We start from the raw sequence: 24,904 nt of genomic DNA on the forward strand, positions 1-24,904 counted from the left end.
GACGGTGGGGAAGGTGGCGTGGTCACCTTTCCCACGTGTATCGAAGCGCTTCGATTTCGGATTCGGCGCTGTGGTTTCGCACGCCGGCAGCGGTGTGGGAGGAAGCCCTGCCGCTGGGCACGGGCCGGCTGGGCGCTATGGCGTTCGGCGGTGTGCGCACGGAGCTGTTCCAGCTGAACGACGACCGGTTGTGGACCGGTGGGCCGGTCGCCGCGGTGGCGGGTGATCCGGCGGTGGTGGAACGGGCCCGGCGGCTCGCGCTGGCGGGGGATGCCGCCGGGGCGGAGGAACTGCTCAAGGCGGTGCAGGGCCCGGACACGGCCCGGTACCTGCCGCTCGCGAACCTGCGGTTGGAGCTGCGGGTCGGGGACGCTGCCGTGGAGGACGCGGCGGCGGAGGGGTACGAGCGGCGGCTGGACCTCGCGACCGGGGTCTACTCGGTGCGCTGCCGGGCCGGTGGCGCCGGGGTGGTGCGGGAGGCGGTGTGCCACCCCGGGTTGCACGTGCTGGCGTGGCGGGTGCGGGTGGACCGGCCGGTCGAGGTCGGGGTGCGGCTCGACAGCGCGCTGGCCGCGGAGGAGTTCGCGGACGGGGACGTGGTGGGGCTCGCCGGTGCGGTGGGCATGGCCTACGCCGCCGCAGTCCTCGTCGACCGGACCGACCACGCTGACCGGACCGACCGCGCTGACCGGACCGACCACGACGGCCCGCACATCGTCACCGTCTACGTGGCCACCGAAGCCGGCCACCGCGGCCCCGCCGCCGACCCCGAACGCGACCCCGCCGTGTGCGCCCGGCTCGCCACCGACCGCGTGCGGCGGGCCCGTGCGCTCGGCTGGTCCCGGTTGCGCGAGGAAGCCGTTGCCGCGCACCGGGAGCTGTTCGACCGGGCCGATCTCGACCTCGGGCCTGCGCCGGACCTGCCCACCGACGAACGGATCGCGGCGCCCGACCCCGCGCTGGCCGCGCTGCTGTTCCGGTTCGGCCGGTACCTGCTGATCACGAGCTCACGGCCGGGCACGCTGCCCGCCAACCTCCAGGGCGTCTGGAACCCGCACGTCGACCCGCCGTGGCGCGGCAACTACACGCTCAACATCAACCTGCAGATGAACTACTGGCCCGCCGAGGTCACCGGTCTGCCCGAGTGCCACGAGCCGTTGCTGGAGTTCGTCGAAAGGCTTGCCGCCCGGGGCGAACAGGTCGCACGTGAGCTGTACGGCCTGCCCGGCTGGACGGCGCACCACAACAGCGATCCGTGGTGCCCCGCCACGCCGGTCGGTGCGGGCGCGGGGGACCCGGCGTGGGCGAACTGGCCGTTGGCCGGGGCGTGGCTCGCGCTGCACCTGTGTGAGCACTACGAGTTCGGCGGGGACAAGGGTTGGTTGCGCGAGCGGGCGTGGCCGGTGGTGCGCGGGGCCGCCGAGTTCTGCGCCGGCTGGCTCGTCGAGCACGACGGCGGGCTCACCACCGCGCCGTCGACGTCGCCGGAGAACCACTACCTCGACAGCGCCGGCCGTCCGGTCGCGGTGGGTGTCGGGTCCACAATGGACCTCACGCTCACCGGTGAGCTCCTCGCCCGTCTCGTCGAGGCCGCCGAGGTGCTCGGAGTCGAGGACGAGATCGTGCGACGGTCGAGGGAGCTCCTGCCACGGCTGCCTTCCCCGCCGATCGGCAGCCGCGGGCAGCTGCTGGAGTGGGCCACCGAGCTGCCGGACGCCGAACCGGGTCACCGGCACGTGTCGCACCTCGTCGGCCTGTACCCCGGCAACCGGATCGACCCGCACCGCACACCGGAGCTCGCGGCGGCGGCACGAGAGGCGTTGCTGGAACGCGGTGACGCGGGCACGGGGTGGTCGCTCGCCTGGAAGACGGCGCTGTGGGCCCGGCTCGGCGACGGTGACCGCGCCGGGGAGCTGCTGGCGCTCTTCCTCACCGACGTCACCGCGGAGGGCGCGCACGGCGGTGGTGTCTACCGCAACCTGTTCTGCGCCCACCCGCCGTTCCAGATCGACGGCAACCTCGGCATCACGGCCGCGATCGCCGAGATGCTGCTGCAGAGCCACACCGGCGAGCTGCGCGTGCTGCCCGCACTGCCACCGGCCTGGCGGCGCGGCTCGGTGCGCGGGCTGCGGGCCCGCGGCGGGCTCACCGTCGACATCGCCTGGGACGACGGGGAGCTGACCGGCGTGGTCGTGCGCGGTGGTGGGGCGCGGACGGTCGCGGTGCGGTACCGCGACCGCCTCTTCCACCTGGACGTGACCTGATCACACCACCGTGCAGGCGAACCCGTTGAGGCTGAACGCACGCGGCGCGGTGTTGGTGCTGCCACCGCTGGCGGTGAACCCGGCCGGCACCGTCCCGCCGCGCGGGATCGCCTGGTTGTAGGACACGGCGGTCGCGGACACGTCGGCGCCCGTCTGCCGGTGCGTCGCGTTCCACATCTCCGTCACCGTCTGGCCGTTGGCGAACTTCCACCGCAACGTCCAGCCGGTGACGTCGGTCGTGCCGGTGTTGCGGATGGTGACGTCGGTGCGGAACCCGCCGGGCCACGAGTTCGTGACGCGGTACTCGACCGAGCAGCCGGTCACCGGCTGCGGCGCGGCCGGCGTGGTCGTGGCCGGCGTCGGGACGACCGGGTCTGGGGCCGGCGGCGGGACCGGGGTGCTCGGCCGGACGCACGGCGGCCCCCACCGGCCGAGGCCCTTCGCCGACGCGGACGCCTCGGCCTCGCGCAGCACGCGGTCGTCGCCCGCCTCGCTGCGCACCATGCCGAGCTCGACGGCCAGCACCGCGTAGTCCGTGCCGTCGGCCAGCCGCAGCGACCCGGTCGACGTCGACTCGACCGGCTTCTCCAGCAGCACCGTCCGCGCGAACGCCGTGGCGGCGTCCGACCAGCACGCGTCGGGCTCGGCCAGGCCCTCGACCTCGACCTGCTCGCCGTCGGAGAGCTGCACGGTCCGCACGTCCAGGACCCGTTGCACGGTCGTGGTCAGCGCCTCCTTGCGCGGCGGCTCGATGGTGGGGACCTCGGCCTGCACCGGCTGGGCCGGTGGTGCCGGCGGCTCGTCGTCGCCGCAGGCGCTCGCCGCGCCGGCGACCAGGACGGCCACGACCAACAGCGATGCGACGGGTCTTGTCCTGACGGCGCCCAGTAGTTTTCTCATCGTCCCTCTGCGGCAAGGAGCCGTCGGCGCTCGTACCACAACCGGTTCGGCCGAACGGCTGATCTCGTCACGGCAGGCTACGTCGCACGTCCAAGGCGCGGAAGAACTTTCACGTAATTGGAATGCGCGTTGTCGTTCGACGCATTCGAGTCGAATCGCGTCGAACGCGGACGGGAAATCGTTGTCAGAGAACGGCGGTGCTGCCGCGGTCGGTGAGCCGGGGTTGCAGCAGCCGCACCTCCGGCGCGTGGTCGTGCGCGAGGCGGGTCATCACCATCTCGACCGCGATGGCGCCCAGCTCCTGCGCGGGCACGGAGATCGACGTGAGCGGCACGGGCAGGTCCTGCGCGAGGTCGTCAGGGCACAGCGTGATCACCGACAGGTCGCCGGGCACGTCCAGCGAGCGGCGCCGCAGCTCGAGCAGCAGCTGGCCGAGGACCGCCTCGTTGTGCACGACCAGGCCGGTGGTGCCGCGGTCGGGGTGCAGCACCTCGTCCAGGCAGGCCGCGACCGAGTCGTAGCCGGGAGCGCAGGAGTGCACCGACGCGGGCAGGGCACGCCTGGTGGTCTCGCTCTGGAACCCGGCCAGCAGCCGGGCGGCGTAGCTGGTGCCGCGCTCGTAGACCGACGGGTGCGAGCCGATCAACGCGATCGACCGGTGGCCGCGGTCGGCCAGGTGCGCCGCCATCTGCCTGCCCGCGCTGGTGAAGTCGAGGTCGACGCAGCTCAGGCCGCTGTGGTCGTCGGGCATGCCGATCAGCACCACCGGGGCGTCGACCGCGCGCAGCTCGGGCACCCGCGGGTCCGCGCTCTCGACGTCCATCATGATGATCGCGTCCGCCATGGACCGCGCCGTGACCCGGTGGGCCTCGCCGGGACCCGCCTCCTTGGTCAGCAGCAGCACGTCGTAGTCGTGGCCGCGGGCGGACGCCACGATCGACGACACGAACTGCATGATCACCGGCATGTTCTGGTCCGACCGCAGCGGGACGACCAGGCCGAGCACCTGCGAGCGGTTCGACGCGAGTGCGCGCGCACCGGCGTTCGGGTGGTAGCCCAGCGCCACGATGCTCTGCTCGACGCGGCGCTTGGTCTCCTCCGAGATGCTCCGCTTCCCGCTGAGCACGTACGACACCGTGCTCATCGAGACGCCGGCGTGGCGGGCGACCTCTTTGATGGTGATCATGCCCGCCCTTCGGGTTCGCCACGAGTGGTGGCGATCATCGTAGTGCGCGCGGAACGGCGTCGCGCAGACGTCCGGCGGCTCCGGCGCGGCCCTCGCGGCACCACCCGGCGGTCGAACAGCGGTGGGCATTCGTCGAAATCGTCGAACGGAAGTCGTTCTCTTGACGCCCGCGTTTCGACTGTGTCACGGTACTGAACCACGTTCGAAGCGCTTCGATTTGCGGAGGTGTCGACGTGGTCACCATTGTTGACGTGGCGAGGCACGCGGGAGTCGCGCCCAGCACCGTTTCCTACGTGCTCACCGGCAACCGCCCGGTCTCGGCCGACACGAGGGTCCGGGTGCGGGAGAGCATCCAGCTGCTGGGCTACCACCCGCACGCGGGCGCACGGGCGTTGGCGAGCAGCCGCTCGAACGTGATCGGCCTGGTCCTGCCGCTGCGCGAGGGCGTGCAGCTGCCGGTGGTCATGCGCTTCGTCACCTCCGTCGTCACCGCCGCCCGCCAGCACGACATGGACGTGCTGCTGGTGACCGCCGACCAGGGCGCCGCGGGACTGCGGCGGCTGGCGAACGGCGCCAGGGTCGACGGGTGCGTGGTGATGGACGTCGGCCTGGACGACGAGCGCCTCCCGGTGCTGCGCGAGCTGGGCCGCCCGGCCGTCCTGCTCGGGCACCCGGCCGCGGTCAAGGGCTTGACCTGCGTCGACCTGGACTTCGAGGCGGCGGGCGCGCGGTGCGTCGACCACCTCGCCGAGCTTGGTCATCGCAGCATCGGGTTCCTCGGCGCGCCGAGCGTGGTCTACGCGCGCAACAACGGCTTCGCCCAGCGAACGCTGGCGGGGTTCAGCTCCGCGGCGATGCGGCGCGGTGTCGCGTCGACCGCGTTGCCCGCCGAACCGCGGTACGACTCGGTGCACGCCGTCGTGGGCACGCTGCTGCGGGAGCTGCCGCGGATGACGGCGCTGGTCGTGCACAACGAGGCCGTGCTCGGCTGGGTGCTGGAGTGCCTGCGCGCCGAGGGCAGGCGGGTGCCCGACGACGTGGCCGTGGTGGCGATCTGCCCCGACGAGCTCGCCGAACGGCTGCGGCTCACCTCGGTCCAGCTGCCGGCCGAGGCGCTGGGGCGGCGGGCCGTCGAGCTGCTGGTCACCAAGCTGAACGGCCAGCAGGCGCCGCCGCTGACGCTGCTGCCGCCGAACCTGTCCGTGCGCACCGGCCCGCAGCGCCCGAGCTGATTCGCAGATGGTTTCGCCGCAAATGCGTCGAACGATTTCGCGCGGTTGTATTCGAGCTGTTCGATGTTAGCTTCGTGGTGAACCGCTTCGACGCCGGCGGTGCGGATTCCGTTCAACGCAGCACGGAAGGAATCGGACATGTACGGGAAAGCGCGTTATCTGGTTCTCGCGGTCGTCGCCGCTCTGACGGTGTCGCTGGGCGCCGGCACCGCACTCGCCGCGACCTGGAGCTCGACCGACCGGTGGGGCACCTGGTCGAACGGCGGGTACACGGTCCGCAACAACGTGTGGGGCAACGGGTACGGCCCGCAGACCGTCTGGGCCAACTCCTACAGCAACTGGGGCGTGTGGTCGAACCAGCCCAACACCGGTGGCGTGAAGTCGTACCCGCACTCGGAGAAGATGGTGAACCGCAGGCTCAGCTCGCTGGGCAGCCTGCGCAGCAGCTTCAACGTCAGCTACCCGAACGCCGGCTCGTACACCACCGCGTACGACATCTGGGCGAACAACAACGCCTACGAGATCATGCTGTGGATGAACAAGGTCGGCAACGTCGGCCCGATCGGCTCGTGGCAGGCCTCGGCCACCGTGGGCGGTCACAGCTGGAACGTCTACCGCGGTTCCAACGGCCACAACGAGGTGTTCTCGTTCGTCCGCACGTCCAACACCGGTGCCGGGACCGTGGACGTCAAGGCGGTCATGGACTGGATCCGCGGCCGCGGCTGGTTCGGTGACGTGACGGTGGGTGCCGTGCAGTTCGGCTACGAGATCACCTCGTCCAGCGGTGGCCTCAACTTCGCCACCAACAGCTACTCGGTGTCCGTGGGCTGACCGCCCGGAAACGCGTGGCCCACCGGTGTTCCCGGTGGGCCACGCGGAGTTCGTGCGGAGAACGGGCTCACCCGGCGTCGGGCACCAGCCCGCGCTCGTGCAGCCACTCCAGCTGGACCGCGGCGTTGGAGCCGTACCCGCCGCCGTGGTCGGCGAACTGCCACACCGTCATCGTCTTGTCCGCACCGGCGTAGCGGTTGAACGCCGCGTACACGGTGGACGGTGGGCAGACCGGGTCCATCAGCGCGACGCTGAACAACGCGGGCGCGGTGGCGCGCCGGGCGAAGTGGGCACCGTCGAAGTAGGACAGCGTCGCGAACGCCGGGTCGACGCGGTGCCGGCTGTGCAGGCGCAGGTACTCGGCCACCTCCGGGTACGGGCCGTCGGCGGTGATGTCCACCGCGCGCCGGAAGTGGCACAGGAACGGCACGTCCGGCAGCGCCGCCGCCACCCGGTCGCCCAGCAGCCCGGCCACCGCGATCGTCAGCCCACCGCCCTGGCTGCCGCCCGCGACGACCACCCGGCCGGGGTCCACCCCCGGCAGGTGCGGCAGCGCGTCCACGGCGCGGGCGCAGTCGGTCATCAGCCGCCGGTAGTAGTGGTCGTCGGGGGAGTCGATGCCGCGGGTCAGGAAACCCTTGACCCACTGAGTTCCGCCGCTCGCGTGGCGGTCAGGGGTGTCGTGGCCCTGGCCGCGGCTGTCCACGACGAGCTGGGCGCAGCCGGCGGCGGAGAACAGCAGGTGGTCGGTGGGCACGCCGCGCCCGCAGCTGTAGCCGAGGTAGGTGACGACGACGGGCAGCGGGCCGTCGGCGCCGCGCGGCAGCAGCAGCCAGGCCGCGACCGGGTCGCCGTTCCAGCCGGGGAAGCGGACGTCGTAGGCCTCGACGGTGCGCAGCCGGTACCGGTCGGTCACGCGCTCCGCGGTCACCGCGCCGTCGTGCGAACGCGCCTCGGTCAGCGTGCGCTCCCAGAACGCGTCGAAGTCCGGTGGCGCCGGCAGGTCCGGGTGGTACGCGGTGAGCTCGTCGAGCGAGAGGTCCGTCAGCGGCATCGCAGCTCCTCACAGGAAGGTGGTGGCCCGTCCCCGCCGAGCGACGGGCCACCGGTCCCGGCCAGGCCGCACGGCCTGGAGAAAGGTGGTGGCCCGCCTTCGCCGGTTCGGCGGGCCACCGGTCTCAGGCGGATCCGAAGCGGAACGCGGTCAGCCGGAACGAACCGCGCAGCGTCACCCGCAGATCCTGGACTCCGGTCACGGGTGCGGACAACGCCGCCGACACCGTCGTCCACCGGTAGCGGTCACCGGTGGAGGGCACGGGGAGCTCCGCGAGCAGGTCCTCGCCGGTCCAGAACGCGACGCGGGCGTCCGGTTCGTCGTTCTCCGCCGCGACCTCCGCCTCGACGCGGACAGCGCCGGAGAGGTCGGTGGAGCGGAACCACAGCGTCGCCGCACCGGCCGCGGGCGTGACCGCGTCACCGTCCACACGGGTGGCGTCCACGAGGGTGGCGCTGTCGTAGTCGTCGAAGTCCACGGCGAGCACCCGCCGGTCGACACCGGCACGCGGTGCGGGAGCCGGGCCGGCCACCGCGAGCGGGGCGGTGAGCACGACGTCCTCGGCCGACCGGGCGACGAGCAGCTCGTAGCGGCCGGGGTCGGTGGTGAACGCACCGGTCGTGACGTCCCAGTGGGCCAGCCGGTCGGTGGACAGCCGGAACGCCAGCACGCGGCTTTCCCCCGGCGCCAGCACGACCTTGCGGAAGTCGGCGAGCCGCAGCCGCGGTGCCTCGTAGCGCGCGTCGAGCGCGCGGACGTAGAGCTGCACGACCTCGCTGCCGGTGCGGTCGCCGGTGTTGGCAAGGGTGACCGAGACGTCGACCGCGCTGTCCGCGGTCAGCGTGTCCGCGGACAGGAACAGGTCGCGGTGCTCGAACCGGGTGTAGGACAGGCCGTGGCCGAACGGGTACAGCGGCGCTGCCCGGTGGTACTGGTAGGTCCAGCCCGCCTTGACGACGTCGTAGTCGAGCGGGTGCGGCAGCTCGTCTTCGCCGCGGTACCAGGTCTGCGGCAAGCGCCCGGCGGGCTCGGCCTCGCCCAGCAGCACGGCGGCGACCGCGCGGCCTGTCTCCTGCCCGCCGTGGGACGTCCACACCACGGCGGGCAGGTGCTCGTCGGCCCAGTCGAGGGCGTAGGGGTAGCTGCTCATCACGACCAGCGCGGTGTCCCTGCGGACCCCGGCGACGCGGCGAAGCAGCGCTTCCTGCGACTCCGGCAGCGCGATGCCCGCGCGGTCCTGGGTTTCGCGGCCACCGATCAGCGGCTGGTTGCCCAGCACCACCACGGCGACGTCCGCCGACAACGCCGCCGCGACCGCGTCCGCGGTGCCGTCGCGCAGCACCTCGCGTTCCCAGCGCTCGGCGGTCTCCGCAGACTCCGCGGTGACGGCGACGTGGCCGTCGACCGGGTCGACGACGGCGTATCGGCCCGTGAGCACGCTCTGCAGCAGCACCGGACCATCGGCGGGCACGAGGCGGAACGTCTCGCTGACGTCCCAGCTCTTGATCTGCTCCTGGTCCGCGGCCAGCGTCCCGTCCTCGCGCCGGAGGCTCAGGTAGCGCCGGGTCTCCGCGGACCGCAGGGTCAGCACGCCGTCGCCCCAGTCGAGGATGTCGAACGCGGTCTTGCCGAGCAGGTCGCCGGTGGTGCGCGAGCGCAGCGCGACCCGGTCGGCGCCGTTCGCGACGACCACCTCGCCGCCGTAGGTCCCCAGCACCGCCGAGAACCCGTCCGCCACCGTGACCTGGTACGGGAACGTGCCGCTGTACCAGTCCTCGCACAGCGTGTCGGCGAACGGCCCGATGACGGCGACCCGCGGTGAGGCGGCCGCGTCGATGGGCAGCAACCCGGTGTTGCGCAACAACACCACCGACTCCGTCGCCGACCGCAGCGCCAGCGCGCGGTGCTCGGGGCAGTCGACCACCTCGGGCCCGATCGCGGAGTACGGGTCGAGCTCCGGGTCGAACTCGCCCAGGCGGAAGCGGAGCTCCAGCTGCCTGCGCACCGCCCGGTCCACATCGGACTGGTCGATCAGCCCGCGCCGCAGCGCCTCGCGCAACCGGCCGACCGGGACCGCGCTGTCCTGCCCGTGGTCGGTGAAGCTGTCGATGCCCGCCTTCAGCGCGGCGGCGTGGGACTCGGCGTGGTCGTCGAAGTAGTGCTCGGGGTCGACCAGGTTGGACGGTGCCTCGGCGTCGCTCACCACGAACAGCTCACGGCCGGTCGGCTCCGCCCAGCGGCGCAGCTCGGTGCCCAGCAGCGGGCTGACGTGGCACGGGCGGCCGTTGACCAGGTTGTAGCCGGCCATCGCGCCGGTGGCGGCACCGGAGGCGACCACCGGCCGGAACGCCGCCAGGTCGTACTCCTGCAGCACCCGCGGGCGCAGGCCGGACGAGGTGGTGCAGCGGTCGTCCTCGTTGTTGTAGGCCAGGAAGTGCTTGAGCACGGGGGCCGTGCGCAGGAACCGGTGGTGGTCGCCCGCGAGACCGCGGCAGAACGCCGTCCCGAGCCGCGCGGTGTGCAGCGGGTCCTCGGAGTAGCCCTCCTCGTTGCGGCCCCAGCGCGGGTCGCGCAGCAGGTTCAGCACCGGCGCCCACGCCTGGAGGCTGTTCGTGCCGGTGCCGACCGCGGTCGGGCGGTGGTAGTGGAACGCACGCAGCTCCACCGCGGTGGCCTCGGCGACGCGGTGCACCAGCTCCTCGTCCCACGTCGCACCCAGCCCCACGGCCTGCGGGAACACCGTGGCCTGCCCCAGCCAGGCGACGCCGTGCAACGCCTCCGTCCCGGTGCGGAACGCGGCCAGGCCGAGCCGGGGTACGGCCGGCGAGTACTGGTGCAGCATCGCGAGCCGCTCGTCGGGCATGAGGCGCCCGAGCAGGTCGTCGATGCGCTTGCGCGTCGGGAGCGACGGGTCGCGGAAAGGCAGCCGATCGACGGCGGACACAGCCTCGGAAACCACGTGGTGACCCCTCCGGGTTGGCGCGTGCAGTGAAGCGTTTCGACGGTGGCACGCTTAGGTTTCTGCTGTCAACGGTCTTGTCTCGTGCGATCTGCGTCACTACTGTGCCGGGCATCTGTTTAAGCGCTTCGACACTTCGACGACGAAGGATCGGATCCGTCATGGGCATCGAGTTGAACCGCAGGAACTTCCTGAGCGCCGCCGTCTCCGCGGCCGGTCTCGTCGCGGTGGGGCCGCTGCTGTCGGCCTGCGGGGGCAGCGCGGCGCAGCGCGCGGGGGTGAACTCCGGCGCCGGGCTCCAGGCCGCGTTGCCCGCCCACGTGCCGAACACGGCGATCAAGCCGGACATCCCGTCCGTGGCGGGCGGTCCCGACGTGCTCACGAAGCCCGGGTTCCTCGGCTACCCGGCCGACCGGGTCGCGACCGTGCCCGGTGTGCCCGGCGCGGGTGGCCGGTACGCGGCGGTGACACCGCTGTGGGGCACCATCCCGCCCGCGGACAACTCCTTCTACCAGGCCATGAACAAGGCACTGGGCGTCGAGCTGCAGATGAAGCCCGCCGACGGCAACACCTACAACACCATCGTCTCCACGATGACCGCGGCGAAGAAGCTGCCGGACTGGATCCAGCTGCCCGCGTGGTGGAACGCGAACTTCAACACCGGCGGCCTGGCCGGCAGCCAGCTCGCCGACCTCACCCCGTACCTGGCCGGCGACAAGGTGAAGAAGTACCCGAACCTGGCCGCCATCCCCACCGCGGCCTGGCGGGCCGGCGCGTGGGGCGACAAGCTCTACGGCATTCCGTGCGTGTCCTCGGGGTTCGAGATCGCGGGCACCACGTACTACCGGCGTGATGTGCTGGAGGCCAAGGGCATCACCGCGGACCAGGTCAAGTCCGCCGACGACCTGATGAACCTCGGCAAGGAGCTGACCGACGCGAAAGGCGGTGTCTGGGCGTTCGGCGACGTCTGGACCTACCTCTTCACCACCTTCGGCGCACCGCTGAAGTGGAAGGTGGACGGCGGCAAGCTCGTCCACAAGTACGAGACCGAGGAGTTCTTCGCCGCCCTCGACTGGCACCACCGCCTCGCGACCGCGGGTTACGTGCACCCGGACTCGCTGGCCGGCGACTCCGCGGGCACCACCCGGTTCTACGCGGGCAAGGCGCTGATCACCGGCGACGGCATGGGCGCGTGGAACCTCGCCGACCACCAGTCCGGCCGGGCCGCGAACCCGAACTACCGGCGCGGCGCGTTCAACGTCATCGCCGCCGACGGCACGAGCAAGCCGCGCGTCGACATGGGCCCGTCCACCAGCATCCTCAGCTACCTCAACGCCTCACTGAAGCCGGAGCAGGTCGAGGAGCTGCTGGCCGTCGCGAACTACCTGGCCGCACCGTTCGGCTCCGCCGAGTACACGATGGTCAACTTCGGCGTCGAGGGGACCCACTTCACGACGGTCGACGGCGTGCCGACGCCCACGGAGGCGGGCAAGAAGGAGGTCCAGGCGCTGACCTACCCGTTCCTGGCCTCGTCGCCGGCCGTGGTCAGCAACCCCACCGGCGACAGCGTCACCAGGGACCACACCGCCTGGCAGAACGCGAACGTGCAGACGCTCGCCAAGCCGGTGTTCTGGAGCATGAACGTCAGCATGCCGCAGGCGCAGGCCACCGCGGAGGCCGCGCAGGCCGTCGAGGACACCGTCAAGGACTGCTACCGCGGCAAGAAGAAGGTGCAGGACGTCAGGGACGCCGTCGCGACCTGGAAGACCAGCGGTGGCGGTGACCGGCTGATCGCGTGGATGGACGAGAACGTCCTGCAGAAGCACGGCACGGGGCAGTGACCACGCTCGGGGCGCGCCGGCGCGGCCGGCCGGCACGGCTGGGCTGGCGGGCCAGGTTGCTGCGGGACCGTTCGCTGGTCCTGATGACGCTGCCCGCGGTCCTGCTGTTGCTGGTGTTCAACTACGTGCCGCTGTTCGGCGTCGTCACCGCGTTCCAGGAGTACGACCCGCTCTCCGGTGTCTCCGGCAGCCCGTGGGTGGGCTTCTACCAGTTCGAACGGCTCTTCGCCGACCCGTTGTTCTGGGGCGCGGTGCGCAACACGCTCTACCTCAGCTTCGTGCAGCTGGTCCTGTTCTTCCCGGTGCCGATCGCGCTGGCGCTGCTGCTGAACTCCGTGCTGAGCGAACGGGTCCGCAACTTCATCCAGTCCGTGGTCTACCTGCCGCACTTCTTCTCGTGGGTGCTGGCGATCACGATCTTCCAGCAGATGCTCGGCGGCGCCGGCGTGCTCAACCAGTTCCTGCGCGGCAACGACCTGGCGACCTGGGACGTGATGACGAACCCGGACACCTTCGCGTTGCTGGTCACCGCGCAGGTGGTCTGGAAGGAGGCGGGCTGGGGCATCATCGTGTTCCTGGCCGCCCTCGCCGCGATCAACACCGACCTCTACGAGGCGGCCGCCGCCGACGGTGCCGGGCGGTGGCGGCGGCTGTGGCACATCACGCTGCCCGGCCTGCGCGGCGTGATCGTGCTGATGCTGGTGCTGCGCCTGGGCAACGCGCTGACCGTCGGGTTCGAGCAGTTCCTGATCCAGCGGTACGCGGTCGGCCACGACACGGCCGACGTGCTGGACACCTTCTCGTTCTACTTCGGCATCGCCACCAACGACTACAGCTACGGCGCGGCGGCGGGGTTGTTCAAGAGCGTGATCTCGCTGCTGCTCATCTGGGGTGCGAACAAGCTGGCGCACGCCTTCGGCGAAGACGGGTTGTACCGGAGATGACACTCGCGATCGAACGCACCGGCGGCGACACGGCCGCGGAACCCCTCGCACCGCAACCGGTCCGCAAGCGGCGCAGGAACGAGCGCCCGGTCTGGGAGGAGCCGCCGACCGTCGCGGGCGAGACGGCCAAGGGCATCACGCTGGGCGGGGTGCTGCTGGTCATGCTGGTCCCGCTGTGGATCGTCGTGCTCACCAGCCTGTCCACCCAGGGCGCGGTGAACCGGGCCGGTGGCCTGGTGATCTGGCCGGACGGCCTGACCCTGGAGACCTACCGGGTGATGCTCAGCGACGTGACGGTGCGCAACGCACTGGTGGTCAGCCTCGGCATCACGCTGGTCGGCACGGCGGTGTCGATGGTGGTGTCGGTGCTGTGCGCCTACGGGCTGTCCCGGTCGCGGTCGTTCGGGCACCGGTTCCTGCTGTCGCTGCTGATCGTCACGATGTTCGTCAACGGCGGCCTGATCCCGACGTTCCTCGTCGTCACCGGCCTCGGCGGGTACGGGCAGCTGTGGTCGCTGGTCCTGCCGAGCGCGGTGTCGGTGTTCAACATCCTGATCCTGCGGGCGTTCTACTCCAGCACCTCGGCCGACCTGATCGAGGCCGCGCGCATCGACGGCGCGGGGGAGTGGCGGATCCTGTGGTCCATCGTGCTGCCGACCTCGCGGGCGGTGACCGCGGTGATGGCGTTGTTCTACGGCGTCGGCTACTGGAACTCGTTCTTCAACGTGATGCTGTACATGCCGACGGACAGCGAGAAGTGGCCGTTGCAGTACGTGCTCTACACCTACGTCAGCCGCGGTAACGGGATGCCCGGCTCGGTCAACAACGGCTTCGGTGACGCGCTGTCGCAGACCGCGCCGCTGTCGCTGCAGATGGCCGTGGTCGTGCTGACGCTCGTGCCGTTGCTCGTCGTCTACCCGTTCGTGCAGAAGCACTTCCGCACGGGTGTCCTGACCGGTGCTATCAAGGGCTGAGAACTCATGGTGACCATTGCCGACGTGGCCAGGCACGCGGGCGTGTCGTCCAGCACGGTGAGCTACGTGCTGAGCGGCAAGCGCGCCATCTCCGAGGAGACCCGCAACCGGGTGCGCAGCGCCGTGCAGCAGCTCGGCTACCACCCGCACGCCGGTGCGCGGGCGCTGGCCGCGCGGCGGTCGCACATCATCGCGCTGATGGTGCCGCTGCGCACCGACGTGTACGTGCCGGTGATGATGGAGATCGCGATCGCCGTGACCGTGGCGGCCCGCCAGCACGGCTACGACGTCCTGCTGATCACCAACGACGAGGGCCCGGACGGGGTGCGCCGCATCGGTGCCAGCGGACTGGCCGACGGCGTGATCGTGATGGACGTCGAGATGGACGACGAGCGCATCCCCGTGCTGCGCGGCCAGGGCACCCAGGCCACGCTGATGGGCCTGCCGTCCGACACCCGCGGGCTGTCCTGCGTGGACCACGACTTCGTGGCCGCGGGCGCGCAGTGCGCCGACCACCTCGCGGACCTCGGTCACCGCGAGGTCGCGTTCATCGGCTACGGCTCCGGTGTCTACCACCGCCACGCCGCCTACGCCGAACGCACGCTCGCCGGGTTCCGCGACCGGGCCGAGCAGCGCGGGCTGCGGTTCCTGCACCGCTCCTGCGAGGGCACCTACGAGTCCACGGCCGGGACGCTGGCCCGCATCCTCGCCGACCGCCCGGCGACCACCGGGTTCGTCGTGCAGAACGAAGGCGCGATCGGCCCGCTGCTCACGTTGCTGCGCACCAGCGGCCGCACCGTGCCCGAGGACGCCTCGGTGATCGCGCTGTGCCAGGACCAGCTCGCCGAGCAGTTCGCGCCGCGGCTCACCGCGGTGACCGGGTCGGCGCAGGAGCTCGGCCGGGTCGCCGTCGAGCAGGTGATGCGCCGGCTGACCGCGGTGAACGACGGCGGCCGGCCGGTCGACGACATGGTGCTGCTGACGCCTGCCCTGACGGTCCGCGAGAGCACGGGACCCGCACCGCGCCCGGCCTGACGCGCCGACGACCGCACGCCCGACCTTCTCCGCCTCACTCACGAACGCGAGGGAGCTCCCGCATGCCCCACCACTTCCGAGACCTCGGCACCGCACTGGAATGGCGGGCCAAGGGCGAGACCGTGCGCGTCGAGGCCTGGGGCCCGGACGCCGTCCGGGTCAGGGCCACCCCGGGCGGCCCGCTGCTGGACGGCCTGCCGGGTGCGCTGCTGGACGCGCCACCGGAGGGCGGCGCGGCCGAGGTCGAGATCACCGAGCACCGGGCCACCCTCGTCAACGGCCGGATCACGGTCAGGATGGACGCGCACACCGAGGGCCAGCTCACCCCCGAGCTGGGTGCGTCGGCCGGCTCGCTCACGTTCCTGCGCACCGAGGACGGCAGCGAGCTGCTCGCCGAACAGCCCGCCCACTTCTGGTGGCCGGGACCGCGGCTCGCGACCGCGACGGGCAACGGCTACCACCGGCTCGAACAGCGGTTCCGCGCCTACCCCGGCGAACGCCTCTACGGGCTCGGGCAGCACACCCACGGGCTGCTGGACCAGAAGGGCGCCGTCATCGACCTGGTGCAGCGCAACGCCGAGGTCACCATCCCGCTGCTGGTCTCCGACCGCGGCTACGGCCTGCTGTGGAACTCGCCCGCGATCGGCCGCGTGGAGCTGGCCGAGACCGGCACCCGCTGGGTGGCCGACAGCGCCCGCCAGATCGACTACTGGGTCACCGCGGGGCAGCCCGCCGACGTGTTGCGCGCCTACGCCGACGCCACCGGGCACGCGCCCGAGTTGCCCGAGTGGGCGGCCGGGTTCTGGCAGTGCAAGCTGCGCTACCGCGACCAGGACGAGCTGATGGCCGTGGCACGCGAGTACAAGCGGCGCGGGCTGCCGCTGTCGGTGATCGTCTGCGACTTCTTCCACTGGACGCACCTCGGCGAGTGGCGGTTCGACCCCGCAGAGTGGCCCGACCCGGCCGGGATGGTGCGCGAGCTCGGTGAGATGGGCGTCCAGCTCATGGTGTCGGTGTGGCCGTCGGTGAGCCCGGCGAGCGAGACCTACCACCCGATGCTGGATCAGGGGTTGTTCATCGGCACGGAGTTCGGGCCGATGGCGCACGCCGACTGGCCGGACAAGGGGCTCGGGGCCTACTCCGCGCAGGTCGCGTTCTACGACGCCACCAACCCGCGGGCGCGCGAGTACGTGTGGGACCGCATCCGGCAGGGCTACCACGACCTCGGGATCAAGGTGTTCTGGCTGGACGCCGGCGAACCCGAGCTCAAGCCCGGCCACCAGTACAACCTGCGCTACCACGCCGGTCCCGGCCTGGAGGTCGGCAACCTCTACCCGCGCGAGAACGCCCGCACCGTCCACGACGGACTCACAGCGGCCGGGGAGACCGAGGTCATCTCGCTCAACCGGTCGTCGTGGGCGGGCGCGCAACGCTACGGCGCCGCGCTGTGGTCCGGTGACATCGGCACGGACTTCGCCACGCTGCGCGCCCAGATCAAAGCCGGGCTGAACGTGATGCTGTCCGGCATCCCGTGGTGGACCACGGACATCGGCGGGTTCCACGGCGGCGACCCGGACGACCCCGCCTACCGCGAGGTGCTCGTCAGGTGGTTCCAGTACGGCACCTTCTGCCCGTTGTTCCGGCTGCACGGCTTCCGCGGCTCCGAACAGGTGCTGGAACCCGCGATGACCGGTCTGGCCAACGAGGTCTGGTCCTACGGCGAAGAGGCCTACGAGGTCCTCGCCGCGCACCTGCGGCTGCGGGAACGCCTGCGGCCCTACGTGCTGGAGCAGATGCGCACGGCGGCGCGGACCGGTGTCCCGCCGATGCGGCCGGTGTTCCTGGAGTTCCCGGACGACCCGGCGGCGTGGCGGGTGGAGGACGCGTTCCTGCTCGGCCCCGACCTGCTGGTGGCCCCGGTCACCGAGGCGGGTGTGCGGGAACGCGACGTGCACCTGCCCGCGGGCGCGCGGTGGACCGACGCGTGGACCGGCGAGGAGCACGAGGGCGGCCGCACGGTCACCGTCGTGGCGCCGATCGAGCGCATCCCGCTGTTCCTGCGCGACGGCGCGGTGCTGCCGGTGCGCGAGGAGGGCGCATGACGGCACGCCGGCTGACCTACCGGCTCGGCGGGCTCGCGTTCGGCGGCGACTACAACCCCGAGCAGTGGGACGAGCAGGTGTGGAAGGAGGACGACGAGCTGATGCGGCAGGCCGGGGTCAACCTGGCCACGGTCGGCGTGTTCTCCTGGGCGCTGCTGGAGCCGGAGGAGGGCCGCTACGACTTCGGCTGGCTGGACGCGCACCTGGACCGCCTGCACGCAGGCGGTGTGGCGGTCGACCTGGCCACGCCGACCGCCTCGCCGCCGCCGTGGTTCACGCTCGCGCACCCGGACGCACTGCCGGTCACCCAGGACGGCACCCGGCTCGTGCACGGCAGCCGGGACACCTACTGCCTCACCGCGCCCGCCTACCGGTCCGCGGCCCGCCGGATCGCCGCCGCGCTCGCCGAGCGCTACGGCGACCACCCGGCGCTGGCGCTGTGGCACGTGCACAACGAGTACATGACGTTGTGCTGGTGCGAGCACACCGCCGCCGCGTTCCGGGTGTGGCTGCGGGCCCGCCACGGCTCGCTGGAGGCGGTGAACGAGGCGTGGGGGACGGCGTTCTGGAGCCAGCGCTACGGCAGCTGGGAGCAGGTCCTGCCGCCGCGCGCCACCCAGTGGCACCGCAACCCCGGCCACACGCTCGACTTCAGCCGGTTCTTCTCCGACGAGGTGGTCGCGGCCTACACCGAGCAGCGGGACGCTATCCGCGCGCACAGCGACCGGCCGGTGACGACGAACCTGATGATGCCCGCCTACCAGAACGTCGACCTGTGGGCGCTGGGCCGCGAGGTCGACGTGGTGGCGGTCGACCACTACCCGGACCGGCCGGGTCTCGACGCGGCCGCCGACGTGGCGTTCGCCGCGGACCGCGCCCGGTCGTTCGCCGGCGGCGGGCCGTGGCTGCTGATGGAACAGGGCACCAGCACCGTCTACGACCGCGGCCGGGTGCTCGCCAAGGAGCCCGGTGAGGTCCTGCGGCACTCGCTCGGGCACATCGCGCGCGGTTCCGAGGGTGCGCTGTTCTTCCAGTGGCGCCAGTCGAAGGCCGGTGCCGAGCAGTGGCACTCGGCGATGGTCCCGCACGCCGGGCCGGACAGCCGCGTGTTCACCGAGGTGGCCGAGACGGGCAGGGCCGTCGCGCGACTGGCCCCGCTCGCGGGCTCGACCGTCACCGCGCAGGTGGCGGTGCTGCACGACTCCGACGCCTGGTGGGCCCTGAACGCCGACGGCCTGCCCTCGTCCGACCTCGGCTACCACCCGGCGCTGCGGGCCGCCCACCGCGCGGTCTGGGACGCCGGGGTGGTCGCCGACTTCGCGCACCCGACCGCTGACCTGGGTCGCTACCGGCTCGTGCTGGCCCCGGCGCTGTACCTGCTGTCCGACGCGGGAGCGGAGAACCTGCGGCGCTACGTCGCCCGCGGCGGCACGCTGCTGGTGCAGCACTTCAGCGGCGTCGTCGACGACCGGGCGCACGCCCGGCTCGGCGGCTACCCGGCCGCACCGCTGCGCGCGGCCCTCGGCATCCGGGTCGAGGAGTACCGGCCGCTGCGGCAGGACGAGCGCATCACCCTCTCCGACGGCTCGCACGGCACGGTGTGGAGCGAGTCGCTGCGCACGCGGGGCGCCGAGGCGGTCGTCGAGTACGCCCACGGCGCGCTCGCGGGTTCCCCGGCGCTCACCCGCTACGGCTACGGCGGGGGAGAGGGCTGGTACCTGTCCACCCGCCTCGACGACACCGCTTATCAAGCACTGATCGCCCGGCTGCTGGACGCCACCGGCGTCGGCCCCGTGCTGCCCGGCCTGCCGCCCGGCGTGGAGGCCGTGACCCGCCAGGGCGAGCACGAGCGGTGGCACGTGGTGCTCAACCACACCACCGAACGCGTGCCGCTGCCGGAGACCGCGCACGACCTGCTGACCGGTGGACCGCTGACCGCGCTGGCGCCCGGAGCGTGCGCCGTGCTGAGGGGAGGACGGCCGTGACCACGATCCGCTGGGGCCACACCGCAATCGAGCACGAGCTGCACGTCACCGAGGACGGGGTGCACCACGTCGGCAGCACGTCACCGCTGGTGGAGATCACGACGGCGGACCACGGCCGGACCTGGTCGAGCAGCCGCCTGGTCGACACCGCCATCGGGGCACGGCTGCGGTACCGCGGCCACCGCGCACTGTCCGAAGAGGACTGGCAGGGCGTCGTCGTCGAGCTGCACGACGAGGTGAGCGGCGTGACCGCGGAGGTGTCCCTCCGTTCCCCCGAGGGCATTCCCGTGGTGCGCGGGGAAGTCCTCGTGCGCAACGACGGGACCGCCCCGCTGCGGCTGGAGTCCGTCACCTCCCTCGTGCTGGGCGGTCTCGGCCCGCTGGCCACCGCCGACGTGCTGCGGGCGGAGAACGACTGGCTCGCGGAGTGCCGGTGGCGCCGGCAGCCCGCCCGCCTGACGGTGCCCGACCGCAACGGCAGGCATCCCGACTACCGCCACAAGGGAGCGGAGGTCGTCGCCGGGCGGGGTGTCTGGTCCAGCTGCGGCCACCTGCCGATGGGCGGCGTCACCGACCGGGCGACGGGCCGCTCGTGGGTGTGGCAGGTCGAGCACAACGGCGGAGGGTGGCGGTGGGAGCTCGGTGAGCAGGACGGCAGCGGCTACGTCGCGCTGTCCGGGCCCGCCGACCTCGACCACGGCTGGAACCGGGTGCTGGCACCGGGGGAGGAGTTCCGCACCGTGCCCGTCGCGCTCGCGTTCAGCGCCGGCGGTGGGCCGGACGACGCGTTCGCCGCGCTGACCCGCTACCGCCGCGTCACCCGGCGGCCGCACACCGACCACGACGACCTGCCGATCATCTTCAACGACTACATGAACTGCCTGATGGGCGACCCGACCACGGCGAAGCTGCTGCCGCTGGTCGACGCCGCCGCCGACGCCGGTGCGGAGTACTTCGTCATCGACGCGGGCTGGTACGCCGAGATCGGCGAGAGCTGGTGGGACGGCGTCGGTGCGTGGCAGCCGTCCCGCACCCGGTTCCCCGGCGGGCTGGGCGAGGTGCTCGACCGGATCCGCGACCGCGGCATGGTGCCGGGGCTGTGGCTGGAACCGGAGGTCATCGGGGTGCGCAGCCCGCTCGCGCGGTCGTTGCCGGACGAGGCGTTCTTCCGCCGCTCGGGCACGCGGGTCGGCGACTGCGGGCGCCACCACCTCGACCTGCGCCACCCGGCCGCCCGCGCCCACCTCGACGAGGTGGTGGACCGGCTGGTCGGCGAGTGGGGCGTCGGCTACCTCAAGCTGGACCACAACGTCGACCCCGGCTCCGGCACGAGCGCGGAGGAGGAGGAGAGTCCCGCGGACGGCCTGCTCGGCCACAACCGGGCGCACCTCGACTGGCTCGACGGCGTCCTCGACCGCCACCCGCACCTGGTGCTGGAGAACTGCGCCTCCGGCGGCATGCGGATCGACCACGCGCTGCTGTCGCGGCTTCAGCTGCAGTCCACGAGCGACCAGCAGAACCACGACCGCTACGCACCGATCGCGGCCTCCGCGCCGACCGCGATCACCCCGGAGCAGAGCGCCGTCTGGGCCTACCCGCAACCGGAGGACTCGCTCGACGAGGTCGCCTTCGGCCTGACGAGCGCACTGCTCGGCCGCATCCACCTCTCGGGCAAGCTCGCCGACCTCGCCCCGCCGGCACGAGCGCTCGTCCACGAAGCACTGGCCGTGTACAAGGCGATCCGCGCCGACCTGCCGCGGGCGGTGCCGTCCTGGCCGCTCGGCCTGCCCGGCTGGGAGGACCCGTGGCTCGCGCTCGCGCTGAGCACACCGTCCGCCACCTACCTGGCCGTCTGGCGGCGCGGCGGCGCGGACACCGTGACGCTGCCGTTCCCCGAACTGTCCGATGTGGACGTGGAGAGGCTCTACCCCGCTGACAGCGCCGCGGAGGTGCGGTGGTCGCCCGGTGAGCTCTCCCTGACGCTGCCCGCCGCCCCCTCCGCGGTCCTCCACCGCCTCACCCCACGGGGAGCGTGACCGGTGACCGGCGCCGCCACCCCCGTTCTCGCGGGCATGTACCCCGACCCGAGCGTCTGCCGGGTCGGCGAGGACTACTACCTGGTGTGCTCCAGCTTCGAGTACTTCCCGGGAGTCCCGGTGTTCCACAGCCGGGACCTGGTGCACTGGACGCAGCTCGGCAACGCGCTGGACCGGCCGAGCCAGCTGCTGCTGACCGCGGACACGCCGTCGTCGGCCGGGATCTACGCGCCGACGCTGCGCCACCACGACGGCAAGTTCCACCTGATCGTCACGAGCGTGAGCCACGGCGGCGGGACGGTGGTGTTCACCGCCACCGACCCCGCGGGGCCGTGGTCGGACCCGATCCCGCTGCCGGACGTGCACGGCATCGACCCGGACCTGGTGTGGGACGACGACGGCACCTGCTGGTGCACGATGGCGGGCGTCCACCAGTACCGCGTCGACCTCGCCACCGGCACCGTCCTCGGCGGCCCGGAGCCGCTCTGGTCCGGCACCGACCGGGCCAAGGCACCGGAGGCACCGCACCTGTACCGGATCGGCCGCTTCTGGTACCTGCTCATCGCCGAGGGCGGCACGGAACGCGGTCACGCGGTCTCGATCGCCCGCGGTCCCGCCCCGGACGGCCCGTTCGAACCCTGCCCCGCCAACCCGGTCCTGACCCACCGCGGCACCGGCGAGCCGGTCCAGAACACCGGTCACGCCGACCTGGTGCAGGGCCCGGACGGGTCGTGGTGGATGGTGCTGCTGGGCGTGCGGCCCGGCGGTGGCACCCCCGGCTGGCACGTGCTGGGCCGGGAGACGTTCCTGGCGCCGGTGCGCTGGGTCGACGACTGGCCGGTGGCCGGCCCGCTGACCGCCACGCCGCCGTGGCCGCTGCGACCGGGACCGGTGGAGCCGGACCGGGACGACTTCGACGACAGCGCGCTGCGGCCGTCGTGGATCTCCGTGCGCGACCGCTCCGAGGAGCACTGCACGACCGAGGAACGCCCCGGCTGGCTGACCCTGCACGCCCGCGGCGCCGGTCTGGACGACCCGTCCGTCGTCTTCGTCGGCCGCCGCCAGCAGCACCGGTCGTGCCGGGTCCGCGCACTGGTCGACGTGGAGCGGGGCAGCGGCGGGCTGGCGGTGCGGCTCGACGAGGAGCACCACTACGAGGTCGAGGCCGGCTCCGGCGAGGTGCGCGTGCACGTCCGCATCGGTCCACTCCGGACGGTCGTGGCCGTGCAGCCGGTGCCGGCCGGGCCGGTGGTGCTCGTGGTGCGGGTGGACGAGGCGCGCGAGCTGCGCGACGCGCGGTCCGGCCCGGACACCGTCTCCTTCGCCGTCGAGGCGGCCGACGGCACCCCGACCACGCTCGCCGAGCTCGACGGCCGGTACCTCTCGACCGAGGTGGCCGGCGGTTTCACCGGACGGGTCATCGGCGCCTACGCCGCCACCGGCACCGTCCACCTCGACTGGATCGACTACGAGCCGCTCGACTGATCAACGACGATTGCGGGGCGCTTGATGTTCAACTCGACCGGTGTGAGAAGGCTGGCCGGTGCGGTGGTGGCCGTCGTGGTGTCCGCGGGACTCACCGCGGGAACGGCGACCGCCGCCGCACCACCGGGCTGCCGGGTCACCTACGAGGTCTCCGGCCAGTGGCCCGGCGGTTTCACGGCCGACGTCGCCGTCACCAACCTCGGTCCCGCCCTCGACGGGTGGCGGCTGAGCTGGGAGTGGCCGACCGGCCAGCAGGTGGGCCACGCCTGGAACGCGACGGTCACCGAGTCACCCGACGAGGTGGTCACCGCCACGAACGCCGGGCACAACGCGGAGCTGGCACCGCAGGCGACCGCGCGGTTCGGCTTCTCCGGCAGCTGGGACCACGCCAACACCGCGCCGCTGGCGTTCTCGCTCAACGGCGTCACGTGCGTGCACGGCGGCAGGCAGCTCAGCGCCGCGCAGCACACCGCGGCGATGCAGCCGGGCTGGAACCTCGGCAACACGCTCGACTCGACCGGCGCCGACGAGACGTCGTGGGGCAACCCGCGGGTCACGGAGGCGTTGCTGGACAACGTGAAGGCGCAGGCCTTCAAGAGCATCCGCGTCCCCGTCACGTGGAGCGCGCACCTCGGGCCGGACGGCACGGTCGAGGCGGCGTACCTGGCCCGTGTCGAGGAGGTCGTGCGCTGGGCCTTGGCCCGCGACCTGTACGTGATGCTCAACGTCCATCACGACTCGTGGCAGTGGATGTCGAGGATGCCCGCCGAGCACGACCAGGTGCTCGACCGGTTCACCCGGATCTGGACGCAGCTGGTGGGCGCCTTCGCCGCGTACGGGCCGAAGCTCGCGTTCGAGAGCTGGAACGAGCCGCAGTTCACCGGCAGCACCGGCAAGCCGCAGGAGATCGCGCTCAACGCCGAGCTGAACGCGGCGTTCCACGGCGTCGTCCGCCGCTCCGGTGGCAACAACGCCACCCGCCTGCTCGTCCTGCCGTCCCTGCACACCTCGTCCGAACAGCAGTACCTCGACCCGCTGGCGGAGCAGATCCGCGGCCTGGCCGACCCCAACCTGATCGCGACCGTGCACTACTACGGCTACTGGCCGTTCAGCGTGAACGTCGCCGGTGGCACCCGGTTCGACGCCACCGCCCAGAAGGACCTCACCGACTCGTTCGACCGCGTGCACGACACGCTGGTCGCGCGCGGCATCCCGGTGGTGCTGGGCGAGTACGGCCTGCTGGGCTTCGACCGGCACACCGGCACCATCGAGCAGGGCGAGAAGCTCAAGTTCTTCGAACAGCTCGGCCACTACGCCAAGGCCAAGAACATCACCACGATGCTCTGGGACAACGGCCAGCACCTGGGCCGCACGTCGTTCCAGTGGAGCGATCCCGAGCTGTACGCGCAGATCAGGTCGAGCTGGACCACGCGCTCCGGCACGGCGTTCACCGACCAGGTGTTCCTCGCGAAGTCCAGTCCCGTCACCGCGAGGACGATCGCCCTCAACCTGAACGGCACCGCGTTCACCGGCCTGCACAACGGGAACACCGCCCTGGTCCGCGGCCGGGACTACACGGTCTCCGGCGACCAGCTCACCCTCACGGCCGCCGCGCTGACCAGGCTGGGCGGGTCGCGCGGGTACGGCACGAACGCGGTGCTGACCGCCCGGTTCTCGCAGGGCGTGCCGTGGCGGTTCTACGTGATCACGCACGACACGCCGGTGCTGTCGGCCGCGACCGGCTCGACCGCGGCGTTCGACGTCCCGACCGCGTTCCGCGGCGACCAGCTCGCCACCATGGAGGCGAAGTACGACGACGGCACCTTCGCCGGCCCGCACGACTGGACGTCGTTCAAGGAGTACGACCGCGCTTTCACCCCCGGCTACTCGGAGTCCCGTACCCGCCTGACCGCGGAGTTCTTCGCGGCCGTGCGGGACGGCGCGCGGGTGACGCTGACGTTCCACTACTGGAGCGGCGCCAAGGTCACCTACCACGTCACCAGGACAGGTGACACCGCCTCCGGCTCCCCCGCCTAACCCTTACCCTCCGCACCCACCCTCCCTTGCCCTGTTCGC

The 24,904-nt window shown here is 72.3% G+C and carries 16 protein-coding genes; 12 read left to right on the forward strand and 4 right to left on the reverse strand.

Annotated features, from left to right (window positions below; translation table 11 throughout):
* Positions 1-35: 35 nt before the first annotated feature.
* A complete protein-coding gene (locus ACZ7CF_RS21835) occupies positions 36-2,264 on the forward strand; it encodes a glycosyl hydrolase family 95 catalytic domain-containing protein (RefSeq protein WP_470370409.1) in 2,229 nt (742 codons plus the stop codon).
* On the opposite strand, the gene ACZ7CF_RS21840 is transcribed toward ACZ7CF_RS21835, so the two are convergent.
* Both ACZ7CF_RS21840 and ACZ7CF_RS21845 read right to left on the reverse strand, forming a co-directional pair.
* Positions 2,265-3,110, reverse strand: coding sequence for a cellulose binding domain-containing protein (locus ACZ7CF_RS21840; RefSeq protein ID WP_470370410.1), 846 nt, complete (start codon positions 3,108-3,110; stop codon positions 2,265-2,267).
* Positions 3,111-3,348: 238 nt separating this feature from the next.
* Positions 3,349-4,350, reverse strand: coding sequence for a LacI family DNA-binding transcriptional regulator (locus ACZ7CF_RS21845; RefSeq protein ID WP_360389525.1), 1,002 nt, complete (start codon positions 4,348-4,350; stop codon positions 3,349-3,351).
* A 233-nt stretch (positions 4,351-4,583) separates the two neighbouring features.
* On the opposite strand from ACZ7CF_RS21845, the gene ACZ7CF_RS21850 reads away from it, so the two are divergent.
* A complete protein-coding gene (locus ACZ7CF_RS21850; RefSeq protein ID WP_470370411.1) occupies positions 4,584-5,582 on the forward strand; it encodes a LacI family DNA-binding transcriptional regulator in 999 nt (332 codons plus the stop codon).
* Between the two features lie 138 nt (positions 5,583-5,720).
* The gene (locus ACZ7CF_RS21855; RefSeq protein WP_360389519.1) at positions 5,721-6,413 is read left to right on the forward strand and encodes a GH12 family glycosyl hydrolase domain-containing protein; all 693 of its coding nucleotides are present in this window, start codon (positions 5,721-5,723) and stop codon (positions 6,411-6,413) included.
* A 67-nt stretch (positions 6,414-6,480) separates the two neighbouring features.
* On the opposite strand, the gene ACZ7CF_RS21860 is transcribed toward ACZ7CF_RS21855, so the two are convergent.
* Together ACZ7CF_RS21860 and ACZ7CF_RS21865 are read right to left on the reverse strand one after the other, a co-directional pair.
* Complete coding sequence (locus ACZ7CF_RS21860) at positions 6,481-7,467, reverse strand: acetylxylan esterase (RefSeq protein ID WP_360389516.1); 987 nt, start codon at positions 7,465-7,467, stop codon at positions 6,481-6,483.
* A 124-nt stretch (positions 7,468-7,591) separates the two neighbouring features.
* The gene (locus tag ACZ7CF_RS21865) at positions 7,592-10,426 is read right to left on the reverse strand and encodes a glycoside hydrolase family 3 C-terminal domain-containing protein (RefSeq protein WP_470370412.1); all 2,835 of its coding nucleotides are present in this window, start codon (positions 10,424-10,426) and stop codon (positions 7,592-7,594) included.
* A gap of 161 nt (positions 10,427-10,587) precedes the next feature.
* Between ACZ7CF_RS21865 and ACZ7CF_RS21870 the strand changes: the two genes are divergently transcribed.
* The 9 genes from ACZ7CF_RS21870 to ACZ7CF_RS21910 all read left to right on the forward strand — a co-directional run bounded on the left by ACZ7CF_RS21870 (position 10,588) and on the right by ACZ7CF_RS21910 (position 24,865).
* Positions 10,588-12,267 carry a type 2 periplasmic-binding domain-containing protein gene (locus ACZ7CF_RS21870; protein WP_458431764.1) on the forward strand — a complete coding sequence of 560 codons (1,680 nt, stop codon included), beginning with the start codon at positions 10,588-10,590 and terminating at the stop codon, positions 12,265-12,267.
* Positions 12,264-13,211, forward strand: coding sequence for an ABC transporter permease (locus tag ACZ7CF_RS21875; RefSeq protein ID WP_458431765.1), 948 nt, complete (start codon positions 12,264-12,266; stop codon positions 13,209-13,211). Before ACZ7CF_RS21870 ends, ACZ7CF_RS21875 begins: the two co-directional genes overlap by 4 nt.
* Positions 13,208-14,185 (forward strand): carbohydrate ABC transporter permease, encoded by a 978-nt coding sequence (locus ACZ7CF_RS21880; RefSeq protein WP_360389506.1) that lies wholly within the window; start codon positions 13,208-13,210, stop codon positions 14,183-14,185. The genes ACZ7CF_RS21875 and ACZ7CF_RS21880 overlap by 4 nt, the downstream gene beginning before the upstream one ends.
* Before the next feature lie 6 nt (positions 14,186-14,191).
* The gene (locus ACZ7CF_RS21885) at positions 14,192-15,220 is read left to right on the forward strand and encodes a LacI family DNA-binding transcriptional regulator (RefSeq protein ID WP_360389504.1); all 1,029 of its coding nucleotides are present in this window, start codon (positions 14,192-14,194) and stop codon (positions 15,218-15,220) included.
* Positions 15,221-15,282: 62 nt separating this feature from the next.
* A complete protein-coding gene (locus ACZ7CF_RS21890; RefSeq protein WP_470370413.1) occupies positions 15,283-17,322 on the forward strand; it encodes a glycoside hydrolase family 31 protein in 2,040 nt (679 codons plus the stop codon).
* Positions 17,319-19,307 carry a beta-galactosidase gene (locus tag ACZ7CF_RS21895; RefSeq protein WP_470370414.1) on the forward strand — a complete coding sequence of 663 codons (1,989 nt, stop codon included), beginning with the start codon at positions 17,319-17,321 and terminating at the stop codon, positions 19,305-19,307. The genes ACZ7CF_RS21890 and ACZ7CF_RS21895 overlap by 4 nt, the downstream gene beginning before the upstream one ends.
* A complete protein-coding gene (locus tag ACZ7CF_RS21900; RefSeq protein ID WP_470370415.1) occupies positions 19,304-21,343 on the forward strand; it encodes an alpha-galactosidase in 2,040 nt (679 codons plus the stop codon). Before ACZ7CF_RS21895 ends, ACZ7CF_RS21900 begins: the two co-directional genes overlap by 4 nt.
* A 3-nt stretch (positions 21,344-21,346) precedes the next feature.
* Positions 21,347-22,828, forward strand: coding sequence for a glycoside hydrolase family 43 protein (locus ACZ7CF_RS21905; RefSeq protein WP_470370416.1), 1,482 nt, complete (start codon positions 21,347-21,349; stop codon positions 22,826-22,828).
* A gap of 24 nt (positions 22,829-22,852) precedes the next feature.
* Positions 22,853-24,865, forward strand: coding sequence for a cellulase family glycosylhydrolase (locus tag ACZ7CF_RS21910; protein ID WP_470370417.1), 2,013 nt, complete (start codon positions 22,853-22,855; stop codon positions 24,863-24,865).
* Positions 24,866-24,904: the final 39 nt, after the last annotated feature.

The organism is Lentzea sp. NPDC036955 (assembly GCF_055608005.1).